The organism is Sphingopyxis lindanitolerans, from assembly GCF_002993885.1.
GTDB classification, from domain to species: domain Bacteria; phylum Pseudomonadota; class Alphaproteobacteria; order Sphingomonadales; family Sphingomonadaceae; genus Sphingopyxis; species Sphingopyxis lindanitolerans.
The window spans coordinates 2,993,966-3,018,308 of record NZ_CM009578.1 but is presented as its reverse complement, the minus strand read 5'-3'; the positions used below and the strand labels follow the sequence as shown (position 1 = coordinate 3,018,308).

At 66.6% G+C, this 24,343-nt stretch carries 23 protein-coding genes; 12 read left to right on the top strand and 11 right to left on the bottom strand.

Annotation, left to right across the window (positions count from 1 at the left end):
• Positions 1 to 78 precede the first annotated feature (78 nt).
• The 6 genes from CVO77_RS14465 (at position 79) to CVO77_RS14440 (ending at position 4,835) form a co-directional block, all read left to right on the top strand.
• A complete protein-coding gene (locus CVO77_RS14465) occupies positions 79 to 1,374 on the top strand; it encodes a spinster family MFS transporter (protein ID WP_105999641.1) in 1,296 nt (431 codons plus the stop codon).
• Between the two features lie 50 nt (positions 1,375 to 1,424).
• Positions 1,425 to 1,820: a nuclear transport factor 2 family protein gene (locus tag CVO77_RS14460; RefSeq protein ID WP_158258076.1), complete on the top strand. Its 396-nt coding sequence runs from the start codon at positions 1,425 to 1,427 to the stop codon at positions 1,818 to 1,820.
• Between the two features lie 162 nt (positions 1,821 to 1,982).
• A complete protein-coding gene (locus CVO77_RS14455) occupies positions 1,983 to 2,630 on the top strand; it encodes a carboxymuconolactone decarboxylase family protein (protein WP_105999639.1) in 648 nt (215 codons plus the stop codon).
• Entirely contained in the window at positions 2,627 to 3,553 is a 927-nt protein-coding gene (locus CVO77_RS14450; RefSeq protein WP_105999638.1) for an SMP-30/gluconolactonase/LRE family protein, read from the top strand. Before CVO77_RS14455 ends, CVO77_RS14450 begins: the two co-directional genes overlap by 4 nt.
• A 48-nt stretch (positions 3,554 to 3,601) precedes the next feature.
• Entirely contained in the window at positions 3,602 to 4,219 is a 618-nt protein-coding gene (locus CVO77_RS14445) for a glutathione S-transferase family protein (RefSeq protein WP_105999637.1), read from the top strand.
• A gap of 22 nt (positions 4,220 to 4,241) precedes the next feature.
• Positions 4,242 to 4,835 carry a VOC family protein gene (locus CVO77_RS14440; protein ID WP_105999636.1) on the top strand — a complete coding sequence of 198 codons (594 nt, stop codon included), beginning with the start codon at positions 4,242 to 4,244 and terminating at the stop codon, positions 4,833 to 4,835.
• A gap of 207 nt (positions 4,836 to 5,042) precedes the next feature.
• Here the strand turns inward: CVO77_RS14440 and CVO77_RS14435 are convergent, their stop codons facing one another.
• Positions 5,043 to 6,608: a long-chain-fatty-acid--CoA ligase gene (locus CVO77_RS14435; protein ID WP_105999635.1), complete on the bottom strand. Its 1,566-nt coding sequence runs from the start codon at positions 6,606 to 6,608 to the stop codon at positions 5,043 to 5,045.
• Between the two features lie 80 nt (positions 6,609 to 6,688).
• On the opposite strand from CVO77_RS14435, the gene CVO77_RS14430 reads away from it, so the two are divergent.
• Positions 6,689 to 7,747 carry a 5-methyltetrahydropteroyltriglutamate--homocysteine methyltransferase gene (locus CVO77_RS14430; protein WP_420822516.1) on the top strand — a complete coding sequence of 353 codons (1,059 nt, stop codon included), beginning with the start codon at positions 6,689 to 6,691 and terminating at the stop codon, positions 7,745 to 7,747.
• Positions 7,748 to 7,778: 31 nt separating this feature from the next.
• Here the strand turns inward: CVO77_RS14430 and CVO77_RS14425 are convergent, their stop codons facing one another.
• The 6 genes from CVO77_RS14425 to CVO77_RS14400 form a co-directional block, all read right to left on the bottom strand.
• Positions 7,779 to 8,471 (bottom strand): alpha/beta fold hydrolase, encoded by a 693-nt coding sequence (locus CVO77_RS14425; protein ID WP_105999634.1) that lies wholly within the window; start codon positions 8,469 to 8,471, stop codon positions 7,779 to 7,781.
• A 130-nt stretch (positions 8,472 to 8,601) separates the two neighbouring features.
• Positions 8,602 to 9,522: an NAD(P)-dependent oxidoreductase gene (locus CVO77_RS14420; RefSeq protein ID WP_105999633.1), complete on the bottom strand. Its 921-nt coding sequence runs from the start codon at positions 9,520 to 9,522 to the stop codon at positions 8,602 to 8,604.
• On the bottom strand, positions 9,519 to 10,817 hold the full coding sequence (eno, locus tag CVO77_RS14415) for a phosphopyruvate hydratase (protein ID WP_105999632.1): 1,299 nt from the start codon (positions 10,815 to 10,817) through the stop codon (positions 9,519 to 9,521). Before eno ends, CVO77_RS14420 begins: the two co-directional genes overlap by 4 nt.
• Entirely contained in the window at positions 10,814 to 11,794 is a 981-nt protein-coding gene (locus CVO77_RS14410; protein ID WP_242445951.1) for a phosphotransferase family protein, read from the bottom strand. Before CVO77_RS14410 ends, eno begins: the two co-directional genes overlap by 4 nt.
• A gap of 1 nt (position 11,795) precedes the next feature.
• The gene (locus tag CVO77_RS14405) at positions 11,796 to 12,929 is read right to left on the bottom strand and encodes an alpha/beta fold hydrolase domain-containing protein (RefSeq protein WP_105999631.1); all 1,134 of its coding nucleotides are present in this window, start codon (positions 12,927 to 12,929) and stop codon (positions 11,796 to 11,798) included.
• 25 nt (positions 12,930 to 12,954) lie between these two features.
• Positions 12,955 to 14,589, bottom strand: a complete 1,635-nt coding sequence (locus CVO77_RS14400; protein WP_105999630.1) for a long-chain-fatty-acid--CoA ligase — start codon at positions 14,587 to 14,589, stop codon at positions 12,955 to 12,957.
• A 146-nt stretch (positions 14,590 to 14,735) separates the two neighbouring features.
• On the opposite strand from CVO77_RS14400, the gene CVO77_RS14395 reads away from it, so the two are divergent.
• Positions 14,736 to 15,170, top strand: coding sequence for a MarR family winged helix-turn-helix transcriptional regulator (locus CVO77_RS14395; protein ID WP_105999629.1), 435 nt, complete (start codon positions 14,736 to 14,738; stop codon positions 15,168 to 15,170).
• Here CVO77_RS14395 and CVO77_RS14390 read toward each other — a convergent pair.
• Both CVO77_RS14390 and CVO77_RS14385 read right to left on the bottom strand, forming a co-directional pair.
• Positions 15,167 to 15,742: an NADPH-dependent FMN reductase gene (locus CVO77_RS14390; RefSeq protein WP_105999628.1), complete on the bottom strand. Its 576-nt coding sequence runs from the start codon at positions 15,740 to 15,742 to the stop codon at positions 15,167 to 15,169. The two genes, CVO77_RS14395 and CVO77_RS14390, sit on opposite strands and share 4 nt — an antisense overlap.
• A 73-nt stretch (positions 15,743 to 15,815) precedes the next feature.
• A complete protein-coding gene (locus CVO77_RS14385; RefSeq protein WP_105999627.1) occupies positions 15,816 to 16,322 on the bottom strand; it encodes a MarR family winged helix-turn-helix transcriptional regulator in 507 nt (168 codons plus the stop codon).
• Positions 16,323 to 16,448: 126 nt separating this feature from the next.
• Here CVO77_RS14385 and leuD point away from each other — a divergent pair, with 126 nt between their 5' ends.
• On the top strand, positions 16,449 to 17,033 hold the full coding sequence (gene leuD, locus CVO77_RS14380) for a 3-isopropylmalate dehydratase small subunit (RefSeq protein WP_105999626.1): 585 nt from the start codon (positions 16,449 to 16,451) through the stop codon (positions 17,031 to 17,033).
• On the opposite strand, the gene leuC is transcribed toward leuD, so the two are convergent.
• Positions 17,030 to 18,448, bottom strand: coding sequence for a 3-isopropylmalate dehydratase large subunit (leuC, locus tag CVO77_RS14375; protein WP_106000853.1), 1,419 nt, complete (start codon positions 18,446 to 18,448; stop codon positions 17,030 to 17,032). The genes leuD and leuC overlap by 4 nt on opposite strands.
• A gap of 223 nt (positions 18,449 to 18,671) precedes the next feature.
• Between leuC and CVO77_RS14370 the strand changes: the two genes are divergently transcribed.
• Complete coding sequence (locus tag CVO77_RS14370; RefSeq protein ID WP_105999625.1) at positions 18,672 to 19,589, top strand: DMT family transporter; 918 nt, start codon at positions 18,672 to 18,674, stop codon at positions 19,587 to 19,589.
• Here CVO77_RS14370 and CVO77_RS14365 read toward each other — a convergent pair.
• On the bottom strand, positions 19,586 to 20,794 hold the full coding sequence (locus tag CVO77_RS14365; protein WP_158258075.1) for a TetR family transcriptional regulator: 1,209 nt from the start codon (positions 20,792 to 20,794) through the stop codon (positions 19,586 to 19,588). The genes CVO77_RS14370 and CVO77_RS14365 overlap by 4 nt on opposite strands.
• 141 nt (positions 20,795 to 20,935) lie before the next feature.
• Here CVO77_RS14365 and CVO77_RS14360 point away from each other — a divergent pair, with 141 nt between their 5' ends.
• Together CVO77_RS14360 and CVO77_RS14355 are read left to right on the top strand one after the other, a co-directional pair.
• A complete protein-coding gene (locus CVO77_RS14360) occupies positions 20,936 to 23,203 on the top strand; it encodes a TonB-dependent receptor (RefSeq protein ID WP_158258074.1) in 2,268 nt (755 codons plus the stop codon).
• 11 nt (positions 23,204 to 23,214) lie between these two features.
• Entirely contained in the window at positions 23,215 to 24,330 is a 1,116-nt protein-coding gene (locus CVO77_RS14355; protein ID WP_105999622.1) for a serine hydrolase domain-containing protein, read from the top strand.
• Positions 24,331 to 24,343: the final 13 nt, after the last annotated feature.

The following is a 24,343-nucleotide window of genomic DNA, read 5'->3' as shown; positions in this document are numbered from 1 at the left end:
CGTAAACTACGTTGACAGATAAGCTTAAATACCTAAGTATTTTCGCGACAAGAAGAACGGCTGATTTTAGGGAGCATCATGACGGAGGCCACCATCCTCGATCGGGACGCCGTACCGTCCGACCGCGGCCTCGCGCTGCGCCGTAACGTCGCGCTGGGGATGCTCTTCCTCGTCGGCACGATCAACTTCGTCGATCGTCAGCTGCTGTCGATCCTCGTCGAACCGATCCGCGCCGATATGCAGTTCAGCGACACCCAGTTCGGGCTGCTCACCGGCCTTGCCTTCGCGCTTTTCTATGCTGCCATGGGGATTCCCATGGCGATGGTCGCCGACCGCTGGAACCGGATCAAGCTGATCGGCATCGCCTGCCTCGTGTGGAGCGGGTTCACCGCCGCCTGCGGGATGGTGTCCAATTTCTGGCAGCTCGCGGCGATGCGCTTCGGAGTCGGCGCGGGCGAGGCCGGCGGCACCGCGCCGTCGCTGTCGGTCCTCGCTGACTATTATCCGCCGGCGCAGCGGCCGCTGGTCATCGGCCTGTTCACGCTCAACGGCCCCTTCGGCGTCTTCGTCGGGGCCGCCTTCGGCGCGTGGGCGGCTGCCCATATCGGCTGGCGCGGCGCCTTTCTGGTCATCGGCGGCGTCGGCCTGATCGTCGCGCCGTTGCTCATCTGGCTGGTGCGCGAACCGGCGCGGGGCCAGATGGATCGGACTGGGGCCGACGATGCGGCGCTGCCGATCGGACAGACGCTCGCGATGTTCGCGCAGCGCCGCTCGCTGCGCATGGTGATGATCGGCAGCGGGATGGCGGCCTTCGTCAGCTATGGCATGCTCAACTGGATCCCCGCCTTCCTGATGCGCGTCCAGGGCATGCCGCTCAGCGCCATGGCAACCTGGTTCGCGCCCGCCGCGGGCATCACCTTCGGCATCGGCATTTTGGGCGGCGGCTGGCTGGTCAGCCGCGCCGCGCGCCAGTCGCCGCGCGCCTATGGCACCATCCCCGCGATTGCCGCCGCGGTGCTGGTCCCGACCTTCATCGCGGCGCTGCTCGTCGATAGCTGGCAATGGTCGCTCGTGCTGATGCTGATCCCGATGGCCGCGTGCATCGTCTATGTCGCCCCGGCGCTGGCGCTGGTCCAGAATCTCACCGCGCCGCGCTCGCGCGCCACCGCCTCCGCCGTCCTGATGCTGATGTTCAACATCGTCGGCCTGGGGCTCGGCCCGCTGTTCGTCGGCATGATCAGCGACGCGCTGAAACCCGAATATGGCGACGAAAGCCTGCGTTGGGCCTTGATGGCGATCATCCCCTTCGCCGTCGCCGCCGGGATCGCCCAGTTCGCGATGACGCGCCACCTGGACAAGGATTTTGCCGAATAGGGGATTTTGCCGAATAGGGGATTTTGCCGAATGAGCGAGAGGAGAGGATGATGGACAGCGAAGACGATATCCGCGCGATGGCGACACGCTTTTTCGACGCGATCGAAGCGGGCGACATCGGGACGATGCAAAGCAGCTTCACCCCCGACGCCGAGATCTGGCACAACACCGACGAGCTGATCGTCACCCCTGCGCAGACCGCGCAGACGCTGACCGGCATGGTCGCGCGGATCAAGGAGCGCGAATATGCCGACCGCCGGCTCACCGCCTTTCCGGGCGGCTTCGTCCAGCAGCATGTGCTGAAGGGCAAGCGCGTCCACGACGACGGCGACGTCCGGCTGCCCTGCGCGATCATCTGCAAGGTCGAGAATGGCAAGATCACGCGGCTCGACGAATATTTCGATTCGGCGCATGTCGCCGAATTCCGCAAATTCGCTGACGCCTGATGCCTGCCCACCGTTCAAATAGGCCCGTCATTGCGAGCGAAGCGAAGCAATCTCCAGCCATCGACCTCGCGCAATGCCGATGGCTGGAGATTGCCGCGTCGCCTTCGGCTCCTCGCAATGACGGCCATCGTCAGCGCCTCATCAATTCTCAGGAGTAAGTCCATGCCCGTCCTACGCCAGGTTCCCCGCGCCGAAGTCACCGACGAGACCGTCGTCGCTTATTATAATCGCCTGTTCGGCGATCGCGACCCGGTCGCCGAGCCGGGCACCGCGACCGGCACCCCCGGCGACTGGTGGACGGTGTTCGCGCTCGCGCCCGACATCTTCAAGCACGCCGTCGACGGTTTCGCGGTCTATCGCCACCCGGCGCGCAAGATCGATCCCGTTCTGCGCGAGCTCGGCCAGACCCGCGCCGGCTGGGTCAAGGGCAGCCAGTTCGTCTTTTCGCAGCATTGCAAATCGCTGCGCGGCCTCGGCGTCAGCGAGGAAAAGATTGCCGGCATCGCCTATTGGCAGGTCGCCGATTGCTATGACGAACAGGAGCGCGCCGTCCTCGCCTATGCCGACTGCCTGAGCCAGGCGGGCGGGCGCGTCCCGCTCGAGATATTCGAGAAGCTCAAGAGCTTCTGGGACGATGAGCAGATTTTCGAATTCACCTACATCACCTGCCTTTACGACATGCACGCGGTGATCACCCGCGCGCTGCGCATGGAATATGACGCGCGCGAGGATCCGATCGTCGAGGTCGCGGCGCCCGAAGGCTTCAGCGCCGCCGACTTCCTCAGCCCCGCACGCCCTGCCAGCCGATGAGCGGGTTCGGGAAACCCGAAGTCGTCGCGCGCGGCCTTCGTTTTCCCGAGGGCCCGGTGCCGATGCCCGACGGATCGGTGCTGCTCGTCGAGGTCGCGCGCGGCACGCTGACGCGCATCGCGGCCGACGGCGGCGTGTCGGTCGTCGCCGAACTCGGCGGCGGACCCAACGGCGTGGCGATCGGCCCCGACGGCGCCGCCTATGTCTGCAACAATGGCGGGTTCGCATGGGCCGAGTTGCCGGGCGACCTGCTGCTGCCGATCCACGCCGCGCATGACGCGCGATGCGGGTCGATCCAGCGCATCGACCTGGCCAGCGGCGCGGTGACGACGCTCTACGATCATTGCGACGGCCAGCCGCTGAACGGGCCCAACGACCTCGTCTTCGACGCGCATGGCGGCTTCTGGTTCACCGACCATGGGCATGTCCGCGCGAACGGCCGCGATCATGGCGCGCTCTATTATGCGCACGCCGATGGCTCGCACATCTCGCGCCAGCGCGCCGAGATGATCGGCCCCAATGGCGTCGGCCTGTCGCCCGATGACGGCACGCTCTATGTCGCCGAAACGATGACCGCGCGGCTCTGGGCGATGGAGATCATCGCGCCGGGCGAACTCGCCGCACCCCCGCCCTTCATGCCCGGCCGCCTCGTCGGCACCCCGCCCGCCTTTCGCCTGTTCGACAGCCTCGCGGTCGAAGAGGACGGGCGCATCTGCGTCGGCACGCTCGTCGAGGGCGGGATCAGCCTGTTCACCCCGGCGGGCGAGCATGAATTCGCGGCCTTGCCCGGCGTCGGCATCACCAACATCGCTTTTGGCGGCGACGACCTGCGCGACGCTTATGTGACCTCGTCCCCCGACGGCATCCTCTATCGGCTCCGTTGGCCGCGTCCGGGGCTGCCGCTCCATAGACCGTCAATCTAGTTGACAGTTATGCCGCGATCAGCTAGGCAAGACTCGGAGAGAAGAGGCATGAAATTCTATCATAGCGTCGGCCCCAACCCGCGCGTCGTGACCCTGTTCATGGCCGAAAAGGGCATCGAGATTCCCACCGTCACCATCGACCTTCGCGATGGCGAGAACCGGCGCGCCCCCTATAATGTCGATGTGAACCCCGCCGGGCAGACCCCGGCCCTCGCGCTCGATGACGGCTCGGTGCTGACCGAGGTCACCGCGATCTGCGAATATCTGGAAGAGCGCTTTCCCGAGCCCGCGCTGATCGGCACGACCGCCGAGGCGCGCGCTGACACGCGCATGTGGACGCGCCGCGTCGATCTCAAGATCTGCGAGCCACTCGCCAACGGCTTCCGCTATGCCGAAGGTCTGGCGCTGTTCGAACCGCGCATGCGCTGCCTGCCCGACGCGGCGGCGGGGCTGAAGGCGATCGCGCAGGACGGCATCCGCTGGCTCGACCCGCTGATCGCGGGGCGCGAATTCATCGCCGGCGACACAGTGACGCTCGCCGACCTGATGCTGTTCGCCTTTCTCGATTTCGGCGCGGGGGTCGGCCAGCCGATCGACCCCGCCGCGACCCATGTCACCGCCTGGTACGAACGCATGAAGGCGCGCCCCAGCGCCGGTCCCAATTAAACAGCGATAAAGGAGACGGATCATGGCTGCACCCAATAAGGAGTTCGAGTTCCTCGGCGTCAATCACCTGGCGCTCGTGTGCAAGGATATGGCGAAGACGGTCGAATTCTACCGCGACGTCCTCGGCATGCCGCTTACCAAGACGATCGACCTGCCCGGCGGGCGCGGTCAGCATTTCTTCTTCGACATCGGCAACGGCGACAGCCTCGCCTTTTTCTGGTTCCCGAATGCGCCCGAAGCGGTCCCCGGCATCTCGGCCCCCGCGGCGCTTCCCACCAAGGGCAGCTTCGTGTCGGCGCACGGATCGATGAACCATATCGCGATCAACGTCCGGGCCGAAAAGTTCGACGAATATTACCAGCGTCTGGTCGACAAGGGGGTCGAGGTCACGCCGATCCTGAACCACGATAATTCGCCGACCCAATCGTCGGCCGAGCTGAACGAGGACGTCTATGTCCGGTCGGTCTATTTCTTCGACCCCGACGGGGTCTGCCTGGAATTCGCCGCCTGGACGCGGGCGCTCGACGAACGCGACATCACGCACGATCCGGTGCAGGCCGACGGCACCAGGCGCGAAGGCATGATCACCGGCCGCACGCCGGTGCCGGCCGAATAAATATTCCCAAGGGTACCACTGGGAACCCCCCTCGGCTCGGCCCTGTGCCGGGCCATTTTTTTGCGGGGTCGGGCGGCCGGTTGCGAGCGATGCCAGCCGTCGCCCCCGCGAAGGCGGGGGCCGCTGGAGGTTTACGCAGCAGCCAAGGACAAGGCCGATGGCGGCCCCCGCCTTCGCGGGGGCGACGTTTATCCCAAAGGCCGCTTCTTACCCCACCGCGCGGTCGCGGCCTTCCCAATAGGGGGCGCGCAATTCGCGGCGCAGCACCTTGCCCGACGGGTTGCGCGGCAGCGCGTCGATGAAATCGACGCTCTTCGGCGCCTTGTAGATGGCGATGCGCTCGCGCGCCCAGCCGATCACGGCGGCGGGATCGACCTCGGCCCCCGGCGTGCGGACAACCAGCGCTTTGACCGCTTCGCCCCATTTGTCGTCGGGGACGCCGATCACCGCAACGTCGGCGATGCCGGGGCAACCCATGATCGCGCTCTCGACCTCGGCCGGATAGACATTCTCGCCCCCCGACACGATCATGTCCTTGATCCGGTCGTGGACGAAGTAAAAGCCGTCGGCGTCGCGATAACCGACGTCGCCGGTGCGCAGCCAGCCGCCCACCACCGCTTCGCCGGTCGCCTCGGGCCGGTTCCAATAATGTTTCATCACCAGGTCGCCGCGGATCGCGATCTCGCCGATCGCGTCGTCGCCGAGCGCGCGGCCCTCGCCATCGAGGATCGCCATCTCGGTCTGCGGCCACGGCTGGCCGCACGAGGTGAGCTTGCCGGGCAGGTCGTGCGCCGCGGGTGAGAGGTAGGAGCCGCCGCCCGAGCTTTCGGTCATGCCATAAAATTGCACGAAGTCGCAGCCGAAAGTACCCCGCGCACGGCGCAGCACATCCTCGGCGATCGGCGAGGCGCCATAGGCGATCGAACGCAGCGCTGGATAATCGCCGGCATCCGCCTCAGGCTGCTGGAGCATCATCTGGATCATCGCCGGGGCCAGAAAAGCGTGCGCGACGCGCTCGTCGGTCATCAGGCGGATCGCATCGCCCGCGGCGAAATCCTTGACCAGCACCAGCCGCCCGCCCTGCGCAAGGCCCGAGAAGCTGACATTGGTCCCCGCGACGTGGAACAGCGGCATGACGATCATCACCGTCTCGTCCTCGCCATAGGCAAAGCCGTCGACCTTGGTCGCCATTTCGAGGAAGCGGCGGTAATTCTTGTTCGCGAGCACCACCCCCTTCGGCCGCCCCGTCGTGCCGCTGGTATAGAGTTGCAGCACATCGTCGGCGAGTTGCGGTTCGTCGGCAGGCGGCGTCGCAGCGGCATCGCCGAGCCACGCATCGAACGGCTCGAACCCCGGATGCGCGCCATAGAGTGCGACCAGCCGCGGCCGGTCGGTCAGATCGGCAACCGCCGCCAGCGCCAGGTCAAAGAAATCTTCGCCGACGAACAGCAGCTTGGGCGCGGCATCGCCAAGGATGAAGGCGATCTCCCCCGCCGCGAGCCGGCAGTTGACCGGGGCAAGGCACGCCCGCGCCCGCGCGGCGCCAAAGAAAAGCGGATACCAAGCGTCATGATTCTTGGTCAGCACCGACACGCGGTCGCCGGGCGCCGCCCCTGACGCGAGCAGCGCGTTGGCGACGCGATTCGACCCGGCGTCGAGGTCGGCGAAGCTGGTCTCACGATCGCCGAACTTCACTGCGACCGCCTCGCCGCGCTTGCGGGCCTGTGCCGCCGGGATATCCGCCAGCGTCCGGATCGCCTCCAGATCGATCATTTTTCTCTCCCAAACTCGGTTTGAACTTGAATTAGATAGAATACTAAGCAAATGCTTGACCAGCCCAAAAATCGAGAGGATTGGCCTTGTTCGACCACCCCATATTGCCCACGACGATCGTCGGAAGCTACCCCCAGCCGGACTGGCTGATCGATCGCGAACGGCTGAAGGCCAGCCTGCCCCCGCGCGTCCGCGCCGAGACGCTGTGGCGCATCCCCGAACCGTGGCTCGCCGACGCGCAGGAAGCCGCAACCTTGATGGCGATCCGCGATCAGGAAGAGGTCGGGATCGACATCGTCGGCGACGGCGAGATGCGCCGCGAAAGCTATTCGAACCGGCTCGCGACCGCCTTGTCGGGGATCGACCGCGAAAAGCACGGCACCGCGATCGACCGCACCGGCAACGCCAATCCGGTGCCGCTCGTCTCCGGCCCGATCCGCCGCGTCGCGCCGATCGAGGCGCAGGACGCCGCCTTCCTGCGCCGCCATGCAACCAAGCCGGTGAAGCTCACTCTGCCCGGCCCGTTCACGATGACGCAGCAGGCCGAAAACGGCTTTTATCCCGACGCAAAATCGCTCGCGATGGACTATGCCGACGCGGTCAACGCCGAGGTCAAGGATCTGTTCGCGGCGGGGGTCGATGTCGTCCAGCTCGATGAGCCTTATCTGCAGGCGCGCGCGGGCGAAGCGCAATATTATGCGATCGAGGCGATCAACCGCGCGCTCGACGGGGTCGACGGAACGACCGCGCTGCACATCTGCTTCGGCTATGCGATGGTCCATCACGGCGCGGGAGCGACCGGGCCGAAGCCCAAGGCCTATGATTTCCTCGCCGAACTCGAAGCCTCGGCGATCGACGTCATCTCGATCGAGGCCGCGCAGCCGGGGCTCGATCCCGCGATCCTCGCCGAGCTGCCGACCAAGACGATCATGTACGGCGTGCTCGATCTGTCGATCCCCGAGGTCGAAACCCCCGAAATCGTCGCGGGCCGCATCCGCGAGGCGCTGCGTTACGTCGATGCCGAGCGGCTGTGGATCGCGCCCGATTGCGGGATGAAATATCACAGCCGCGAACATTCGCAGGCGAAGCTGAAAGCGATGGTCGACGGCGCGGCGATGGTGCGGGCGGAGTTGAAGTAATCCTTCTCCCCTCCCGCAGGCGGGAGGGGAATCAGGCGTCGATGAACTCGGTCAACAACGGCACCACCACCTCAGACGCCTCGACCGTCGGCAAATGCCCCGCCCCCGGCACGACCTCGAGCCGCGCCCCGGGAATCGCCTCCGCAATCTCGTCATGATGCGCGCGGCTGGTGATGCCGTCCTTTTCGCCCCAGATCAGCAAGGTAGGCACCGCAATCTCGCCGAGCCGCGGGCGGCTGTCGATGCGCGCCATGATCGCACGCTGTTGCGCAAGGAAGGTGTCGGCGCCGGTATCCGCCGCCATCTGCCGCGCGATGCCGAGCAGCCGTTCGTCGCCGCGTTTCTCCTCGGGAAACAGGATCGGGATGCGTTCCTCGACGACCTGGTCGAAGCGCCCGCTTGTCACCAGGTCGATATAGCCTTGCCGCCGCGCGGTCTGCGCGGGGCCGTCAGCCGAAGCGAGCGTCGAAATCAGCGCGAGCTTCGCGACGCGCTCGGGCGCGCGGCGCACCACCTCGAAGGCGATAAAGCCGCCCATCGCATGGCCGACGAGCGCGAACTTTGGCGGCGCACGGTCGAGCAGGCGCTGCGCGAAACCCTCGATCTTGTCGTCGCTGCGGTTGTCGGCGACGATCACCTCGCGGTCGGTCCAGGCGTCGAGCAAGGGCTGCCAGACGGCGTCGGTCAAAAGCTGGCCGGTGATAAGGACGATGGGGAGAGTCATTTGTGCAAAATCCTGACTTTTTCGTCATTGCGAGCGAAGCGAAGCAATCTCCACCTATCGGCCCTGCGCCAGGCCGATAGCTGGAGATTGCTTCGCTTCGCTCCTCGCAATGACGGCAAGGGGCAAGTCTCTAAACCACCCGATGCAGCAGCGCCTCACCCGCCCCCAGACGGCGGCAGTTTTCATGCGCCACCGTCAGGCTGCGCATCAGCGTTTCGGGCGTGAGCCAGGCGATATGCGGCGCGAGCACCGCGTTCGGCAGGCCGAGCAGCGGGTTGCCGCATGGCAGCGGCTCCTCGGCAAAGACGTCGAGCCCCGCGCCGCGCAAATGCCGCGAGGTGAGCGCCGCGACCAGCCGCGCCTCATCGACCAGTTCGCCGCGCGCGGTGTTGACCAGCACCGCGCCCTTTTTCATCGCAAAGGGATCGATGCTGCCGCGCGTTTCGTCGGTCAACGGGATGTGGAGCGAAACAATGTCGCTCTCCGCCAGCAGGCGATCGAGCGGGAGAAACTCATAGGGCACGTCGCCCGGGCTGCGTGCGGTATAGACGACCCTGGCCCCCAGCGCCGCGAGTGCCGGCGCGAGCAGCCCGGCCGAATGGCCGAAGCCGACGAGCCCGACGGTGCGGCCGCCAATCTCTCCGACGCTGTCGAGTTCGGACGGATCGGCGGTCCAGCCTTCGCCGCTGCGCGTGCGGGCGTCGAAGAAGCAGGTGCGGCGCAGCACCGCCATCATCAGCGACAGCGCCATTTCGGCGACCGCCTGGCTGTTGGTGCCCGGCATGTTGCAGACCGCGACACCAGCCCCGCGCGCCGCATCGAGCGCGATCGTGTTCACCCCGACGCCCAGCTTCTGGATCAGCTTGAGCTTCGGCGCCGACGCGATGAAATCGGCCGTCACCGGGGTCAGAACATGGAGCAGCGCGCGGATTTCGCCCGCCACCGCGTGGAGCGGCGCCGCTTCGTCGACATGGACGACGACGCCGGGGCCGAAGATCGCATCGACGGCGTCGCGAAAACCGGGGCTCGGCCGGGCGTGGAGGACGATCATGCCGCGACCCGTCCGATCGATCCGGAAAAGGCCGAAAAGCCCGCATATTCGGCCGTGCCGCCCATCGCCTCCTCGATCCGCAGCATTTCGTTCCATTTCGCCATGCGTTCCGAACGGGTGAAACTGCCGACCTTCAATTGCCCGGCGTTCCAGCCGGTGGCGAGGTGGGCGATGGTGACGTCTTCGCTCTCGCCCGATCGTGCCGAGACGATCGCGCCCCAGCCGCGCGCCACCGCGGCATCGAGCGCCGCCTTCGCCTCGGTCACCGTGCCGACCTGGTTGACCTTGATCAGCGCCGCATTGCACACCGCCGCCGCGCCCGCGCGTTCGACGCGGCCTGCGCTGGTGACGAGCACATCGTCGCCGATGATCTGCACCCGCTCGCCGATCGCCGCGGTTACCGCCGCCATCGTCGTCCAGTCGTCCTGACCCGCCGGATCCTCGATCGACAGGATCGGATAGGCGTTCGCCCATGCGATGATCCGCGCCGCCATCTCCTCGCCCGACAAGCGCCGGTCGTCGAGCGCCAGATCATAACCATCGGCATCGCCCAGCTCGTTCGCCGCGATGTCGAGCGAGATAAAGACCTCGTCGCCCGCGCGGTGCCCGCTCGCCTCGATCGCTTTCGTCAGCGTGCCCAGCGCATCCTCGTTCGACGCGAAATTCGGCCACCAGCCGCCCTCGTCGGCGACCCCCGACAGCGGCCCCTTCGCTTCCATCAGCTTGCCCGCGGCGCGATAGACATCGTCGGTGATCTCGAGCGCGCGGCGGAAACTGCCCGCCTTGGGGCACATGATCATGAAATCCTGCACGTCGGTGCGCCGCCCGGCGTGCGCGCCGCCGCCGAATATCTGGATTTCGGGAAGCGGCACGCGCACCTCGCGCCCCTCCGCAAGATAACGCCACAGCGGTTCGCGCGCCTGCGCTGCGGCGGCGTGCAGCACCGCCATCGACACCGCGACGATCGCATTCGCGCCGAGCCGCGCCTTGTTCGGCGTGGCGTCGAGGTCACAGAGCGCCCGATCGATCGCGGCCTGATCGCGCGCGTCCATGCCCGCGATCGCGCCCGCAATCTCGGCGCCGATCCCCGCCACCGCACCGTTGACGCCATAGCCGCCGAACGCTTCACCGCCGTCGCGCAGGTCGATCGCTTCATGCGCGCCGCGCGAGGCACCCGCGGGGGCGATGGCGCGGCCGACGGCGCCCGATTCGAGCACGACCTCGGCCTCGACCGTGGGCCGCCCGCGCGAATCCCAAAGCTGGCGGCCGGTGACGGAGGCGATGCGCGACGTCATGCGAGGTTCCTTTTCCAGTTGGCGACCAGCGCGTCGATCGGCGTCGGCGCCAACAGCAGCGCGCGCGCCTGATCGCGCACGATGCGCTGATGTTCGAGGTCGGTGAGATAGGGTGCGGGTGATTTGCCCTCGACGCGCGCGAGCAGCAACGCCGCGACCAGCTTGCCCGCGCGCAGTTGCAGGTCGGCAGGGTCTTCCCAATCGATCCCGGCGCGATAAGCGTGGACGAGCGCCGCCGCCGACTGCTGCAATCGGTCGTCCCCCAGCCACACCGCCTTGAGCAGCAGATGGGTGGCGCAGAAGGCGAGATCGAACGCCGGATCGCCATAGACCGCGCACTCGGCATCGAGGAACACCGGCCCTTCGGCGCTGACGAGAATATTCTTCGGGCTGACGTCGCCATGGACGAGCGCGATCTTGCGCGACGTGAGGTCGTCGGCGAGCGCATAGAGCGCCGGTGCGAAGTCCGCGTCCTTCTGGGCGACGAACAGCAGAAAGGGATCGACGCGCAGCGCGCGGAACATCGCGTCGTTCGGAAAGGCGTCGCGATCGGCGGCACTGTTCGCGGTCGCGGCATGGACCGCAGCGATCGACCGTCCCACCGCGGCCGCGAAATCGACCTCGACGCGCCCCGCGGTCAGTTCGTCCTTCCACACCGGACAGCCGGGAAGAAAGCGCATCGCAAAGGCGTGACCGACGGGCAGCTCGGCCAGCACCTCGGGCGCGATGCGGCCATCGACGCCGCGCGCGCGGCGCAGCCAGCGCACTTCGCTCTGCCCGCGCTCGACCGGCGCATGCCATTCGGCGGCGACGCGCAATTGTTCGAGCGGGCGCTTGACGACGATCGGCCCGGCCAGGGTCTCGACCTTCCACACGTCGCACGACACGCCGCCGGCCAGCGGTTCGAGGACGACCTCGCCCTCGCCCACCAGACCGGCGCCGCGCAAACCGTCGATCATGTCGGCGTCGATCGCCACGTCACAGCTTCTCCCGGATCCAGGCACCGACCAGGTCGGCGGCCTGCTGCCGCTCGGCCAGCGAATCCTCGAAATAATGGGCGCCGGGGATCAATTCGATCCTTTTGTCCTGGCTGCCCAGAAAGTCGAAAATCTTGCGCGCGTCGCTGGGAAAGACGCCGGTGTCGGCCATCCCCTGCACGACCAGCGCCGGGGTGTCGTGCTTGGCAAGGTGCGGCTGGCCCTGGCAGGGCGAGGTTTCGAGGCTCCACATATTGAGCCACGTCTTGATCGTGTTGGCGCGACCGATGCTCGGCGTGCGGTTCGCCATCGCCGGGTCGCCGCGATAGCACCAGTTGGGCTTGCGATCCGACGGGTCGATCGCCGGATCGACGCAGCGGATGTCGCCCCAGCAGCGGAACATCGGAAAGATGCGGTCGGGGATGCCCGCGGCGTTCAGACGCGCCAGCTCGGCCTTCGCCCAGTCGGTGATCCGCTGGTTGCGGGCGCGCTGCGCGGTGCGGTATTTTTCGATGAAGGCGGCCGAATAGGGCGGGCCGTTGTCGGGGTTGAACGGGTCGAGTTCGGGGTCGGTTGCCACCGGATCATTCTCGTCGATCACCGACGCATCCATCCAGTCGGTCAGCACTTCGGGGCGCCCCTGATGCGCGTTGAAGCTGATATAAAGGTCGCCCTTCACGAGGCGGGCAAGCGCATCCTGCCCCACCGCAGGCAGCCGGTCGGTCAGGGTCGGCGCGATCGCTTCGGCCTGATAAGCGCCCATCAACGATCCGCCGCCCGAATTGCCGAGGATGACGATCTGTTCGACCCCGGCCTCTTCTTTCAGCCACTTCATGCCGACGCCGATGTCGAGCACCGCATGTTCGAGCAGGAACTGGTCCTCGACCCCGCGATAGCGCGTGTTCCAGCCGAGGAAGCCAAAGCCCTGACGCGCGAAATAGGGCGCGATATAATGTTCGGAAAAGTCGACATTATAATGGGTCGCGATGATTGCGACCTTCGGACGCTTGCCGCTTTCGGTCCAGTAAATGCCCTGGCATGGATGCCCGCCCGCCTGGATGCGCGGCGCGGTCGGCGACACGCGCCCGATGACTTGCGCGTCCAATCCTTCGATCCCGTTCGGGTCCACCATCATCGTCTCTCCTGATTGTCTGTCTGGTTCAGCGGGTCACTTCAAAGGGCAATTTATAGCCCTCCAGCCCGGCGCGGATCGCCTTCTTGTCGATCTTGCCCGTGGAGCCGAGCGGGATGCTGTCGACGAACAGAACGTCGTCGGGCATCCACCAGCGCGCGATCTTGCCGTCGAGATAGGATTTGAGGTCGTCGGCCGACGCGCTCGCTCCGTCCTTGAGCTGGCAAAGCAGGATCGGGCGCTCGTCCCATTTGGGATGCGCGATGCCGACGACGGCCGCGTTGGCGACCGCGTCATGCCCCATCGCGATATTCTCGATCTCGATCGAACTGATCCATTCGCCGCCCGATTTGATGACGTCCTTGGCGCGGTCGGTGATCTGCATATAGCCCTGCGCGTCGATCGTGCTGACGTCGCCGGTGTCGAAAAACCCCTCGGCGTCGAGGACATCGCCGCCGTCGCCGCCATAATAGCCGCGCGCGATCGTCGGCCCTTTGATCATCAGCCGCCCGGGGGTCTTGCCGTCATGGGGCAGGCGCTGGCCGTCATCGTCGACCAGCTTCATCTCGAGCCCGCAGAGCAACCGGCCCTGCTTCAGCTTATACCCCATTTGCGCGTCGGCGGGCATCGCCGCGACCGCCGCATTGGGCACCGCGACGGTCCCCAGCGGCGAAGTTTCGGTCATTCCCCAGCCCTGGATGACATCGACGCCATAATCGTCGCGGAAGGTGCGGACCAGCGATTCGGGGCACGCCGCGCCGCCGATCGTAACCCGTTCCAGCGTCGTGAAGCGCTTGCCGTTTTCCTGCATATAGGTGAGCAGCATCTGCCACACGGTCGGCACGGCGGCCGAGTAAGTGACGCCTTCCTCCTCGATCAGATTATAGATGGATTCGCCGTCCAGCCGCTGGCCCGGCAGGACGAGCTTGGCGCCGACCGCAGGCGCCGAATAGACGACGCCCCAGGCGTTGGCGTGATACATCGGCACGACGAGCAGCACCGTATCGCGCGCCGACAGCCCCAGCGCGTCGCGCTGCAACGTCATCAGCGCGTGGATATAGTTGGAGCGGTGCGAATAGAGCACGCCCTTTGGATTGCCCGTCGTCCCGCTGGTATAGCAAAGGCCGCAGGCGGAATTTTCGTCGAAGCCGCCCCAGTCATGGTCGGTCGGCTGGTCGGCGATCCAATCGTCGAACGCGATCGCATCGAACGACGTCGCGGGCAGCGAGCCGCGATCGCAAAAGAAGATCACCGTCTCGATCGACGGCACTTGCGGCAGCAATTGCTCGACCAGATCGGCGGTCGCCGGATCGGCGATCAGCAGCCGGTCACCGGCATGATTGGCGATATAGGCGATCTGTTCGAGGAACAGCCGCGGATTGAGTGTGTGGAGCACGACCCCCATTCCCGCCGCGCCATACCATGCGGCCAGGTGGCGCGCGCTGTTCCAGCCCATCGTCGCGACGCGGTCCCCGGCCTTCATCCCCGCGGCCGCCAGTGCGTTCGACACCCGCTTCGCGTCGGCGTGGATGTCGGCATAGGTCGACCGGCTGACCCGCCCTTCGGCATCGCGCGACACCACGTCGCGCGCGCCATGCCACGCGGCTGCATGGTCGATGATCCGATCGACCGTCAACGGCACATTCTGCATCAACCCGTCCATGCGGAGCGTCTCTCCCTCTTATCCATAAAGATAGTATACTAAGCATTTTACTTTGGCAACGCCGCTCCGCCTTGCCTCGCGCCGCCCGCTCTTCTAGCGTGACCCGGTCGGCGCCCGTCGGCACCAGGGATTATCGTCAGCGTCGCATGCGCACCAATCAGCTTATCATCGCTCTGTTCCAGCGCTTCTGCTGGCTCGACGAAGGCCTTCAGTCGCGGCTCCACGACCGCGGCTGGCCCGATGTCAGCCGGCCGCAATCGATGGTCATGACCAATATCGTCAGCGGCATCGTGCGTCCGTCGGACATCGCCCGCAACCTCGGCGTATCGCGCCAGGCGATCCACAGCACGATCAACCAGATGGTCCGGCTCGGCATGGTCGAACTTGCCCCCGACCCCGGCGACCGGCGGCACATGATCGTGTCGCTGACCACCACCGGCGCGCGGATGCGGCAGGATGCCCAGCATGCGATGGACGCGCTGTCCGATCAGCTCGCCGAACGGCTGGGCCACGAGCGATTCGATGCCCTGCTCGCCACGCTCGAGGCCGACTGGGGCGACAATATCGAGCGCAAAGCCTAGACGGCGAGGGCCTTCGCCACCGCGACGAGCCGTGCCGCGGTCATCTCGACCAGCGTCGCGGGCAAGGCTTCGACAAGATTGCCGTCGGCGTCGAACGCGGCGTGCGCGTTCGGCACCAGCACTTGTTCGGGAATGACGAGCGTCTGGATCGTCGACAGAATCTGGCGCAGGTGCATCAGGCCGCGCAGCCCGCCGAACGGGCCGATCGACGCCGCCATGACCGCGCTCGCTTTCCCGCGATAGGCGCTCAATGCGACGAGCGATTCGTCGCCGGTCGGGCGCGAGGCCCAGTCGATCGCATTCTTGAGCAACGGCGATACCGAGCCATTATATTCGGGCGAGACGAACAGCAGACCGTCCTGCGCCGCGAAAAGCCGCTTCAGCCGCTCGGCGTCGGCGGGGAAAGCCTCGGCCTCGCGCGCCGCCGAATAGAGCGGCAGATCGAAATCCGAAAGATCGACATCGGCGACAATGGCGCCCTTGGCCTCCAGCGCCCGGATAGCGAGCTTACCGAGCATCCGGTTGAACGACCCTTCGCGCGTGCTTCCCACGACAACCGCAATATTGGTCAAATTTCCCTCCCGACAAGATAATTAGTATACTAACCTATTTCGGGACGGAGCCGCAACCGTCTTGACGCGGCGATCAGGCCTTGATGTCCGACAACGTCGAAAGCTTGGCGGTTTCGTCGGCCAGATTTTCGATGACGCGCCGCATCAGTACCCGCAGCGTCTCGACCTCCTCGTCGGTCATGCCGCGGGTCGCGACCTTGTGGACTTCGGCATTCATCGGGGCGAGGACCAGTTCGAGTTTCCGCGCGTGCGGCGTCAGGTGGATGAAAGTCTTGCGCCGGTCCTCCGCCGTCTTCTTGCGCGTGATGAAGCCGGCCTTTTCAAGCCCCTTGAGCGCCACCACCGTCGTCGGCTCGCGCATGCCCACGCGCTCGCTGAGTTCGCGCTGGGTGATGCCATCCTCGCGCCAGAGCTGGCGCAGGAAGCGCCATTGCCCCGCCGATACGTCGTGGGTCAGCGTGCTGCGCTCGAGCAGGCGCGAAAAGGACCGAAAGACGATGCGCGCGAGATAGCCGAGGCTGTTTTCCGGGTTGGTATAATATTCCGCCGGATATCGGAAAGTCTCGTTCTTCTTTGCCAAAGATCGTCCCCTTTGCCTGACTCTAAGGCCCTATGATTCGCGTCGCAATAGCTTCGGCGCTTCGATATCGTTGGACAAAAGCGCATCTCGAATATACTTAGAATGCTAAGATAAAGAAAGAGAGATGTGGAAAAATTCACTCGGCTGACCGCGGTGGCCGCGCCGCTGCCGCTCGCCAATGTCGATACCGACATGATCATTCCGGCGCATTTCATGAAGGCGCTGTCGCGCAGCGGCCTTGGCAGGCACCTGTTCCAGGAGCTTCGCTATGCGTCGGACGGCAGCGCGCGCGAGGATTTCGTCCTGAACGGCGCCGCGTGCCGCGCCGCGCAAATCCTGATCGCCGATCGCAATTTCGGTTGCGGGTCGTCGCGCGAGCATGCGGTGTGGGCGCTCACCGATTTCGGCATCCGCTGCGTCATCGCGCCGAGCTTTGGCGACATCTTCTCGAACAATGCGCGCAAGAACGGACTGCTGCTGATCCGGTTGCCCGCCGAGGTTTGCGAACGGCTGCGCGAGGAAATTGCGCTCGCGCAATTTGCGCCGCTGACTGTCGATCTTGTCGCACAGCGGATCACGCTCGCTTCGGGGGAAAGCATCGCGTTCGACGTCGATCCGCACGACCGGCGGACGCTGATCGAGGGGCTCGACGACATTGCGCGGACGATGCGGCGCGAAGCCACAATCACGCGGTTCGAGAACATCACCTAATCGAGGCTCGCCGGGTCCGCGATTCCTCCCGCGATCGCGCTCGCCGCGGCGAGCGCCGGGCTCATCAAATGGGTGCGCCCGCCGCGCCCCTGGCGGTTCTCGAAATTGCGATTCGAGGTCGCGGCACAGCGCTCGCCGGGGTGCAGCCGATCGGGGTTCATGCCGACGCACATCGAACAGCCCGGCTCGCGCCAGTCGAAGCCCGCCGCGCGCAGCACGGCGTCGATCCCCTCCGCCTCGGCCGCGCGCTTCACCAGCCCCGACCCCGGCACGACCATCGCCCGAACATGCGGCGCGACGCGGCGTCCACGCACGATGTCGGCGACGATGCGCAGATCCTCGATCCGGCTGTTGGTGCAACTGCCGATGAAGACCCGGTCGAGCCGCGTCCCCGCAATCTTCTGTCCCGGCAACAGCGCCATATAAGCAAGCGCCCGCGCCGCAGCATCGCGCGCATCGGCACTCGGCAAGCCAGCGGGATCGGGAATCCGTCCGTCGATGCCGATCACCTGCGACGGGTTCGTTCCCCAACTCACCATCGGCGCCACATCGGCGGCATCGATCCGTAGCTCGCGCTCAAAAACGGCCTCCGCGTCGCTGGGCAGCGTCCGCCAGCGCGCCAGCGCCGCGGTCCACGCCTCGCCCCCCGGCGCCGCGCCGCGCCCTTCAAGATAGGCGAAGGTCGTCGCGTCGGGCGCGACCAGCCCGGCCCGCGCGCCCATCTCGATGCTGAGATTGCAGAGCGTCATCCGGCCTTCCATCGACAGCGCACGAACCGCGGCCCCCGCATATTCGATGACATGGCCCGTCGCCCCGTCGACCCCGACCAGCCCGAGCAGGTGCAGCGCCAGATCCTTGGCATGGACATGCGGCGCGAGACGCCCCTCGACGCAGATCCGCATGTTGCGCGACTTGCGTTGGCGGATCGTCTGCGTCGCGAGCACATGCTCGACCTCCGACGTGCCGATTCCAAAGGCGAGCGCACCGAAGGCGCCGTGGGTCGAGGTGTGGCTGTCGCCGCAGACGATCGTCATCCCCGGCTGCGAGCGCCCCTGTTCGGGGCCGACGACATGGACGATGCCGCCGCGCGGATCGCCCATCGGAAAATTCTCGATCCCGAAACGGCGCGTGTTGTCGACGAGGGCTTCGAGTTGCGCCCGCGCCGCGGCGTCGGCGACCCCGGCCGGCCCCGCCGCCTGCCCCATCGTCGGGACATTATGATCCGACAGCGCCAAGGCGCGCTCGGGACGCCGCACCGTTCGGCCCGCCGCCGCCAGCCCCGCGAAGGCCTGCGGAGAGGTCACTTCGTGGAGCAGGTGCAGGTCGACATAGAGCAAGGTCTCGCCATCGTCCTCGGCGACAGCATGCGCATCCCACAGCTTGTCATAGAGGGTGCGGGGGCCAGGCGAAGGCATCGCGCGCGCCGCCTGCACGCCCGCCGCATCATCCCGCGCCTCCCTGCCGCGCTTTCCGTTTCCCGATTGCATTTGCACCGTTGCGCCCCGACCTCCAATTACTTAGAATACTAATTATATACGCCGAACATGGCGATCGAGGCAAGCGACGCGAGGGGAGACGCATGATTTCACGACGAACGAAAAGGCCGATCGCGACGGCGCGCGGCGCGAGACCCGCGGCATGAACCCGATCTGGCTTCCGGCCTCGTTGTTCGGAGGACTGTTCCAGGCGTGGCGCACCGCGCTCCAGCAGCGGCTGCGCGCCGAGCTCAGCGTCAGCGGCGCCGGGCTCGTGCGTTATCTCTATGGTCTGCCCTTTGCCGCGCTGTTCGCCGCCATCTGGCTGTCGATGCAGCAGATCATAGTGCCGACGCTCAGCCCCGCCTTTCTGGGCTTCGCACTGATCGGCGCGGTCACGCAGATGGCGGGAACCATCCTGCTGATCGTGGCTTTCGGGCATCGCGGCTTCGTGGTTGGAACCGCCTTTTCCAAGACCGAGGCGATCCAGACGGCGCTGGTGACCGCCTTGCTTTTCGGCGAGCGCCTGCCGCTGCTCGCCTGGGCGGGAATCGTCGTCGGCGTCGCGGGCGTCCTGACGCTCGCGCTGACCGGCCGCGGGATCACCGCGCGCCAGATCTTCGCATCCCTCGGGCAGCCCGCGGCGCTCCACGGCCTGGGGGCGGGCTCGATGTTCGCCTCGGCGGCGATCGCGATCAAGTTCGCGACCGCCGAATTGCCCGGCGTCGATATCATCGCGTCGGCGCTCGTCACCCTCGTCGTCGTGATGGCGATGCAAAGTGTGCTCCATCTGGCGTGGATCGTCGCCCGCGACCGCGACACTTTGCGCGCGGTCGCGCGAACGTGGCGCTCGTCGAGCCAGGTCGGCCTGCTTTCGGCGCTCGGCTCGGCATGCTGGTATACCGGCTTCGCCGCCGCTCCCGCCGCGCTCGTGCGCGTCGTCGGGCAAATCGAGGTCGTCTTCACCATCGGCTTCGCGCATTTCTATCTGCGCGAGCCCGTTCGCTGGCAGGAGGCGGCGGGCCTGTTCCTCGTTGTCGTCGGCGTGATCCTGGCGCTCGTCGCCACCCACGGACCCTAGCCCGCGCGCAGCCCGTGCAGGAACAGGTTGGAAACCTCGAAAGCGACGAAGCGGGGCGATAGGGCGCGGCCGCGCGGAAGCCAGCGGGCGACGAAATTGAAGGTGCCGGCCGAGGCAAGCGCGGTGGGCTCGGCCTCGAACGGCCGCAACGTGCCGTCGGCGTTTCCGAGCTTCATCATCGCGATCGAGCGGTCAAGGAGCGCGCCGGTCATCGCGCTGAAGCGACGCTGCTGGTCGGCGCCCAGCTTGTGATACGCGGCCGCGGTGAGCGACATCGGACCCAGCGGATCGAGCTGCGCCTGAACGTTGAGCGCCAGCCCCGCGCGCGACCGCTCGACGCCCGTTATATGGTCTTCGGCGCGGTCGAGAAGCCGTCCATAAAGCGCGAACGCCCGCTCGAGGCAGGCCGCGACGAGGTCGGCCTTGCTGCTGAAATGATGATAGACGAGCCCCTTGGTCGCGCCGAGGCCGGCGGCGACATCGTCGAGCGATACGCCTTCGACCCCGCGGGCATTGAACAGGGCGGAAGCGCTGGTCACGATCTCGCCCGCACGGTCGGCGGGCGGCGGCGGCGCGAGCGCCGACCAGGCTTCGATCGCGGCCGCTTCGATGGTTTCGGGGGCGCGGCCAGTGCCGACGCCGCTTTCGACGATCGCGGGCAATTCGACCGATAGGCGGCCGGGGTCATCGCGCTCGGCCCGCCGCGCCCAGATGTCGCCGAGCGGCGCCCATGCGATCATCCCCCAGATGGTGCGGGCCGCGATGCCGGGGTCGCAGGACCGGACCGATCCGTCGCCGATCCCGCGCGCGATGAGCGCTGCCAGCCTTTCGAAGGCCGCGTGCTGGCGCGCGGAGATTTCACGGCGCCCTGCGTCGGGCAACGTCTCCAGTTCCGCGGCGATGATCGCGTGCGTGTGGTCGCGGTCGCGCGCGGCGGCGAGGAAGGCGAGCACGGCGTCGAGGCCGCTCCCTCCCCCGTCGGCGGCACGGCCGAGATCCTGATCGAGCGGGTCGAGCAGGTGGAGATAGCATTGCCGCGCAAGGTCGGTGCGGTCCGAGCAATAATTATAGAGGCTCGACCGGGTCAGGCCGACACTCCGCGCGATCCGGACGAGATCGGCCCCCGCGACGCCGTTGCGGCGAAACTCGTGCGCCGCCTCGTCGAGCAGCAACGCGCGGCGCGCGGCGCGCGCGGCGCTGTGCAAGGGCCTGCTCTCCTTCGCTATTTCCGTGTCCGCCATCGGTTCTGCCTGCCCGTTCGCAACGTGATTGACAAGTCGGTATGTCGCGACATACTATAGTGTCAGAATCATAAACGTCAAAGAATGTTGAGAGGGAGAGACAGGATGAAGCCCATCGGCGCGCGTATCGCGCAAACCTCCTCCGCCGCGGTCGCGCTGGCGATGGTCGCGGCCAGTCCGGGGGCGCGCGCGCAAGCGGCCGGCGGCGAAACGGCGAACGAAGGCGACATCGTCGTCACCGCGATGAAGCGCGAGGAACGGCTTCAGGATGTCGGCGCGACGATCCAGGCGCTGTCCGCCGAGAGCATCCGCACCGCGCGCATCGCCGAAATCAAGGATCTGGCGGCGCAGCTTCCCAACGTCGATATCAAGGAGACCGTCCCCGGCGCGCTGCCGACCGTCACCATTCGCGGGATCGGCCTCGACGATTTCAGCACCGTTTCGAGCCCCGCCGCGGGGATCTACATCGACGAAATCCCCCTCGCCTCGCCCGGCCTGATGAGCGGCAATTTCTTCGACCTCGGCCGCATCGAAGTCCTCAAGGGGCCGCAGGGCACGCTTTACGGACGCAACACGACGGCGGGCGCGGTGAACATCGTGTCGGCGACGCCGGGTGACAGCTTCGCCGCCTTCGCCAAGGCCGGATATGGTAATTTCGATACGTTCGACGCCGAGGCGATGCTCAACATCCCGCTGTCGGATCGCGCCCAGCTCCGCCTCGGCGGCAAGACGATCCAGCAAGGGCGCGGCTATTGGACCAGCACCCTGCTCGCGGACGGAACCCCCGGTCGCCGCGATATCGGGACGCGCGACATCTGGCTCGGCCGCGTCCAGCTCGCGCTCCAGCCCGCCGACGGGCTCGACATCCTGCTCAAGGCAGAGGGCGAGCGTTCACGGTCGGAGATGGGCGTTCCGCAGTTCAACGGCACCTATGGCAAGGGAACGCCCTTCGTCCCCTGCGCCCCGGTGCTTCAGGGCCGCCTCGACAATGGAAGCTGCGTCGATGCCTATGGCTATCAAAATACCCACGACAGTCCCTATCAGGGCGATTGGACCGGCCGCTTTCCCTATCATGTCGACCAGTTCAGCCTGACCGGCAAGATCCGCTACAGCGCCGGCGCGGTCGATATCACCTCGATCACCGGCTATATCGATTTCTCGCGCCTCTATCATATCGACGTCGACGCTACGCCCCTCCAGCAGTTCGATTATGTCGAGAATGAGGATGTCCGGCAGTTCACGCAGGAACTTCGGATCGGCTATCGCAACGACCTGGTCGATGTCGTCGGCGGCGCTTTCTATTCGTGGGATCGGGTGCTTGGCGACAACAGCAACCATAGCGATGCCTGGCCGCTCCTTTTCCTCGGCGCCGCAAGCGGATCGGGCAAGACCAATTATGACCAGGTCACGCGCTCGGCGGCGCTCTATGCCGACGCGACCTGGCATCTTGCCGACAAGGTCGACCTGATCACCGGCGTTCGTTTCACGCGCGAACGGCGCCATTATGAAGGCGGCACCAGCTTCATCACCGCCTCCCCGCTGGTCGGGGTCGACGATACCTTCATCGACGACACGATCCGCGACAGCAATGTCACCGGCCGAATCGGCCTCAACGTCCGCCCGCGCGACGGTCTGCTCCTTTTCGCGTCGGTGTCGCGCGGCCGAAAGAGCGGCGGTTTCTTCAGCGGCTTCACCAACAACGCCAGCCAGCTCCTGCCCTATCGACCCGAAACCATCACCGCCTATGAAGTCGGCGTGAAGAGCGAATTCGGCCGCGCGGTCACCCTCAATATCTCGGGCTTCTATTACGACTATAAGGATCCGCAGACCTTCGTCCGCTTCATCGACCCGGCGACCGGCCTGTCGGTCCAGAAGGTCGGCAATGTCGACAGCGCGCGCGTGTTCGGGGCCGACATCGACCTCATCCTCCGCCCCATCCAGGGCCTGTCCCTGTCGGGCGGCCTCGGGCTTCTCGACACGCACCTGTCGTCGTTCGCCACCGCCGCGGGCGTGATCCCGGCCGGCAATCGCCTTCCCAACGCTCCGGCGACCTCCTTTGCGGGCAAGGCGCGCTATGAATTCGAGCTGACGCCCGGCCTGCGCGCCGCGATCCAGGGCGATACCCGCTATGCGTCGGCGGCGTTCAAGGAAGCGTCGAACGACCCGCTCATCGCCTCGAAATCCTATTGGCTGTTCAACGCGCGCCTGTCGGTCGCGGGCGAGAAGGACGGATGGGAAGTCGCGCTGTGGGGCCGCAACCTCACCAGGGAACGCTATGTCGTGTCGGGCGTGGACCTCGCTTCGCTCGGCATCGTCAACCGCAACTACAACGCGCCGCGCACCTATGGCGTCGAACTCAGCTTCCGCTATTGAGGAAAGAGAAAATGCCCGCGAACCTGCCGATTTCCGGCCGTTGCGACGAACGCTTCGCCGCCGTCCGCAAGGCCTTCGAACAGAATTTCACCGAGCGCGGCGATGTCGGCGCGGCGCTTTGCCTGATCGTCGGCGACCGGGTGGTGATCGACCTTCAGGGCGGCTGGCGCGATGCCGCGCGCACGCGCCCGTGGGAGGCGGATACGGTCGTCAATCTCTGGTCGACGACCAAGGGCGTCGGGGCGATCTGCTTCGCGATCCTCGCCGACCGGGGCCTCATGGCCTATGACGATCTCGTCGCCGACCATTGGCCCGCCTTCGCGGCAGAGGGCAAGGGCGGCGTGACGATCGCGATGCTGCTTTCGCATCAGGCAGGCCTCAGCGGCTTTGCAGCGGCAGCGAGCGTCGCCGACCTGCTCGCGGGGTCCGCGGCGGCCGACCGGCTCGCGGCGCAGGCGCCCTTGTGGGAGCCGGGGGCCGGATCGGGCTATCACGCGATCAGCATCGGCATTCTCGCCACCGAGCTTTTCCGGCGTATCGAAGGCCGCTCGCTCAAGCTGTTCGTCGAGGAAGAGATCGCCGGCGGGCTCGGCCTCGACATCGCGATCGGCCTCGACCCCGCCGAGGATCGCCGCCGCGCCGAAATCATCGCGCCCGCCGAACTCAGCTCGGCCAACATCGGCCAGCTTACGGCGCCGCAGATCGCCGCGCTCGCGAATCCGCCGCTCGATCCGCTGCTCGCCAACACCCCCGCATGGCGCGCGGCCGATCTTGTATCGGCGAACGGCCATTCGAACGCCGCCGCGCTCGCGCAGCTCTATGCACGCTTCGCGGGCGGCCAGGTGAGCGCCCGCGCGCGCGCCGCGGCGACGGCGCCGCGTATCGAAGGCGTCGATCGCGTGCTGGGCGTGGACGCGCGCTGGGCGGCGGGCTTCCTGCTCAATGCCGACGGCATCTATGGCCCCAACGAGGCGGCGTTCGGCCATTCGGGCTGGGGCGGCTCCTTCGCCTTTGCCGATCCCACGGCCGACCTTGCGATGAGCTATACGATGAACCGCATGGGCACGCTGCTGCGCGGCGATCCGCGCAATCTCGCGCTGATCGAGGCGGTCTATTCCGCCATGTGACGCGCGGCATCAG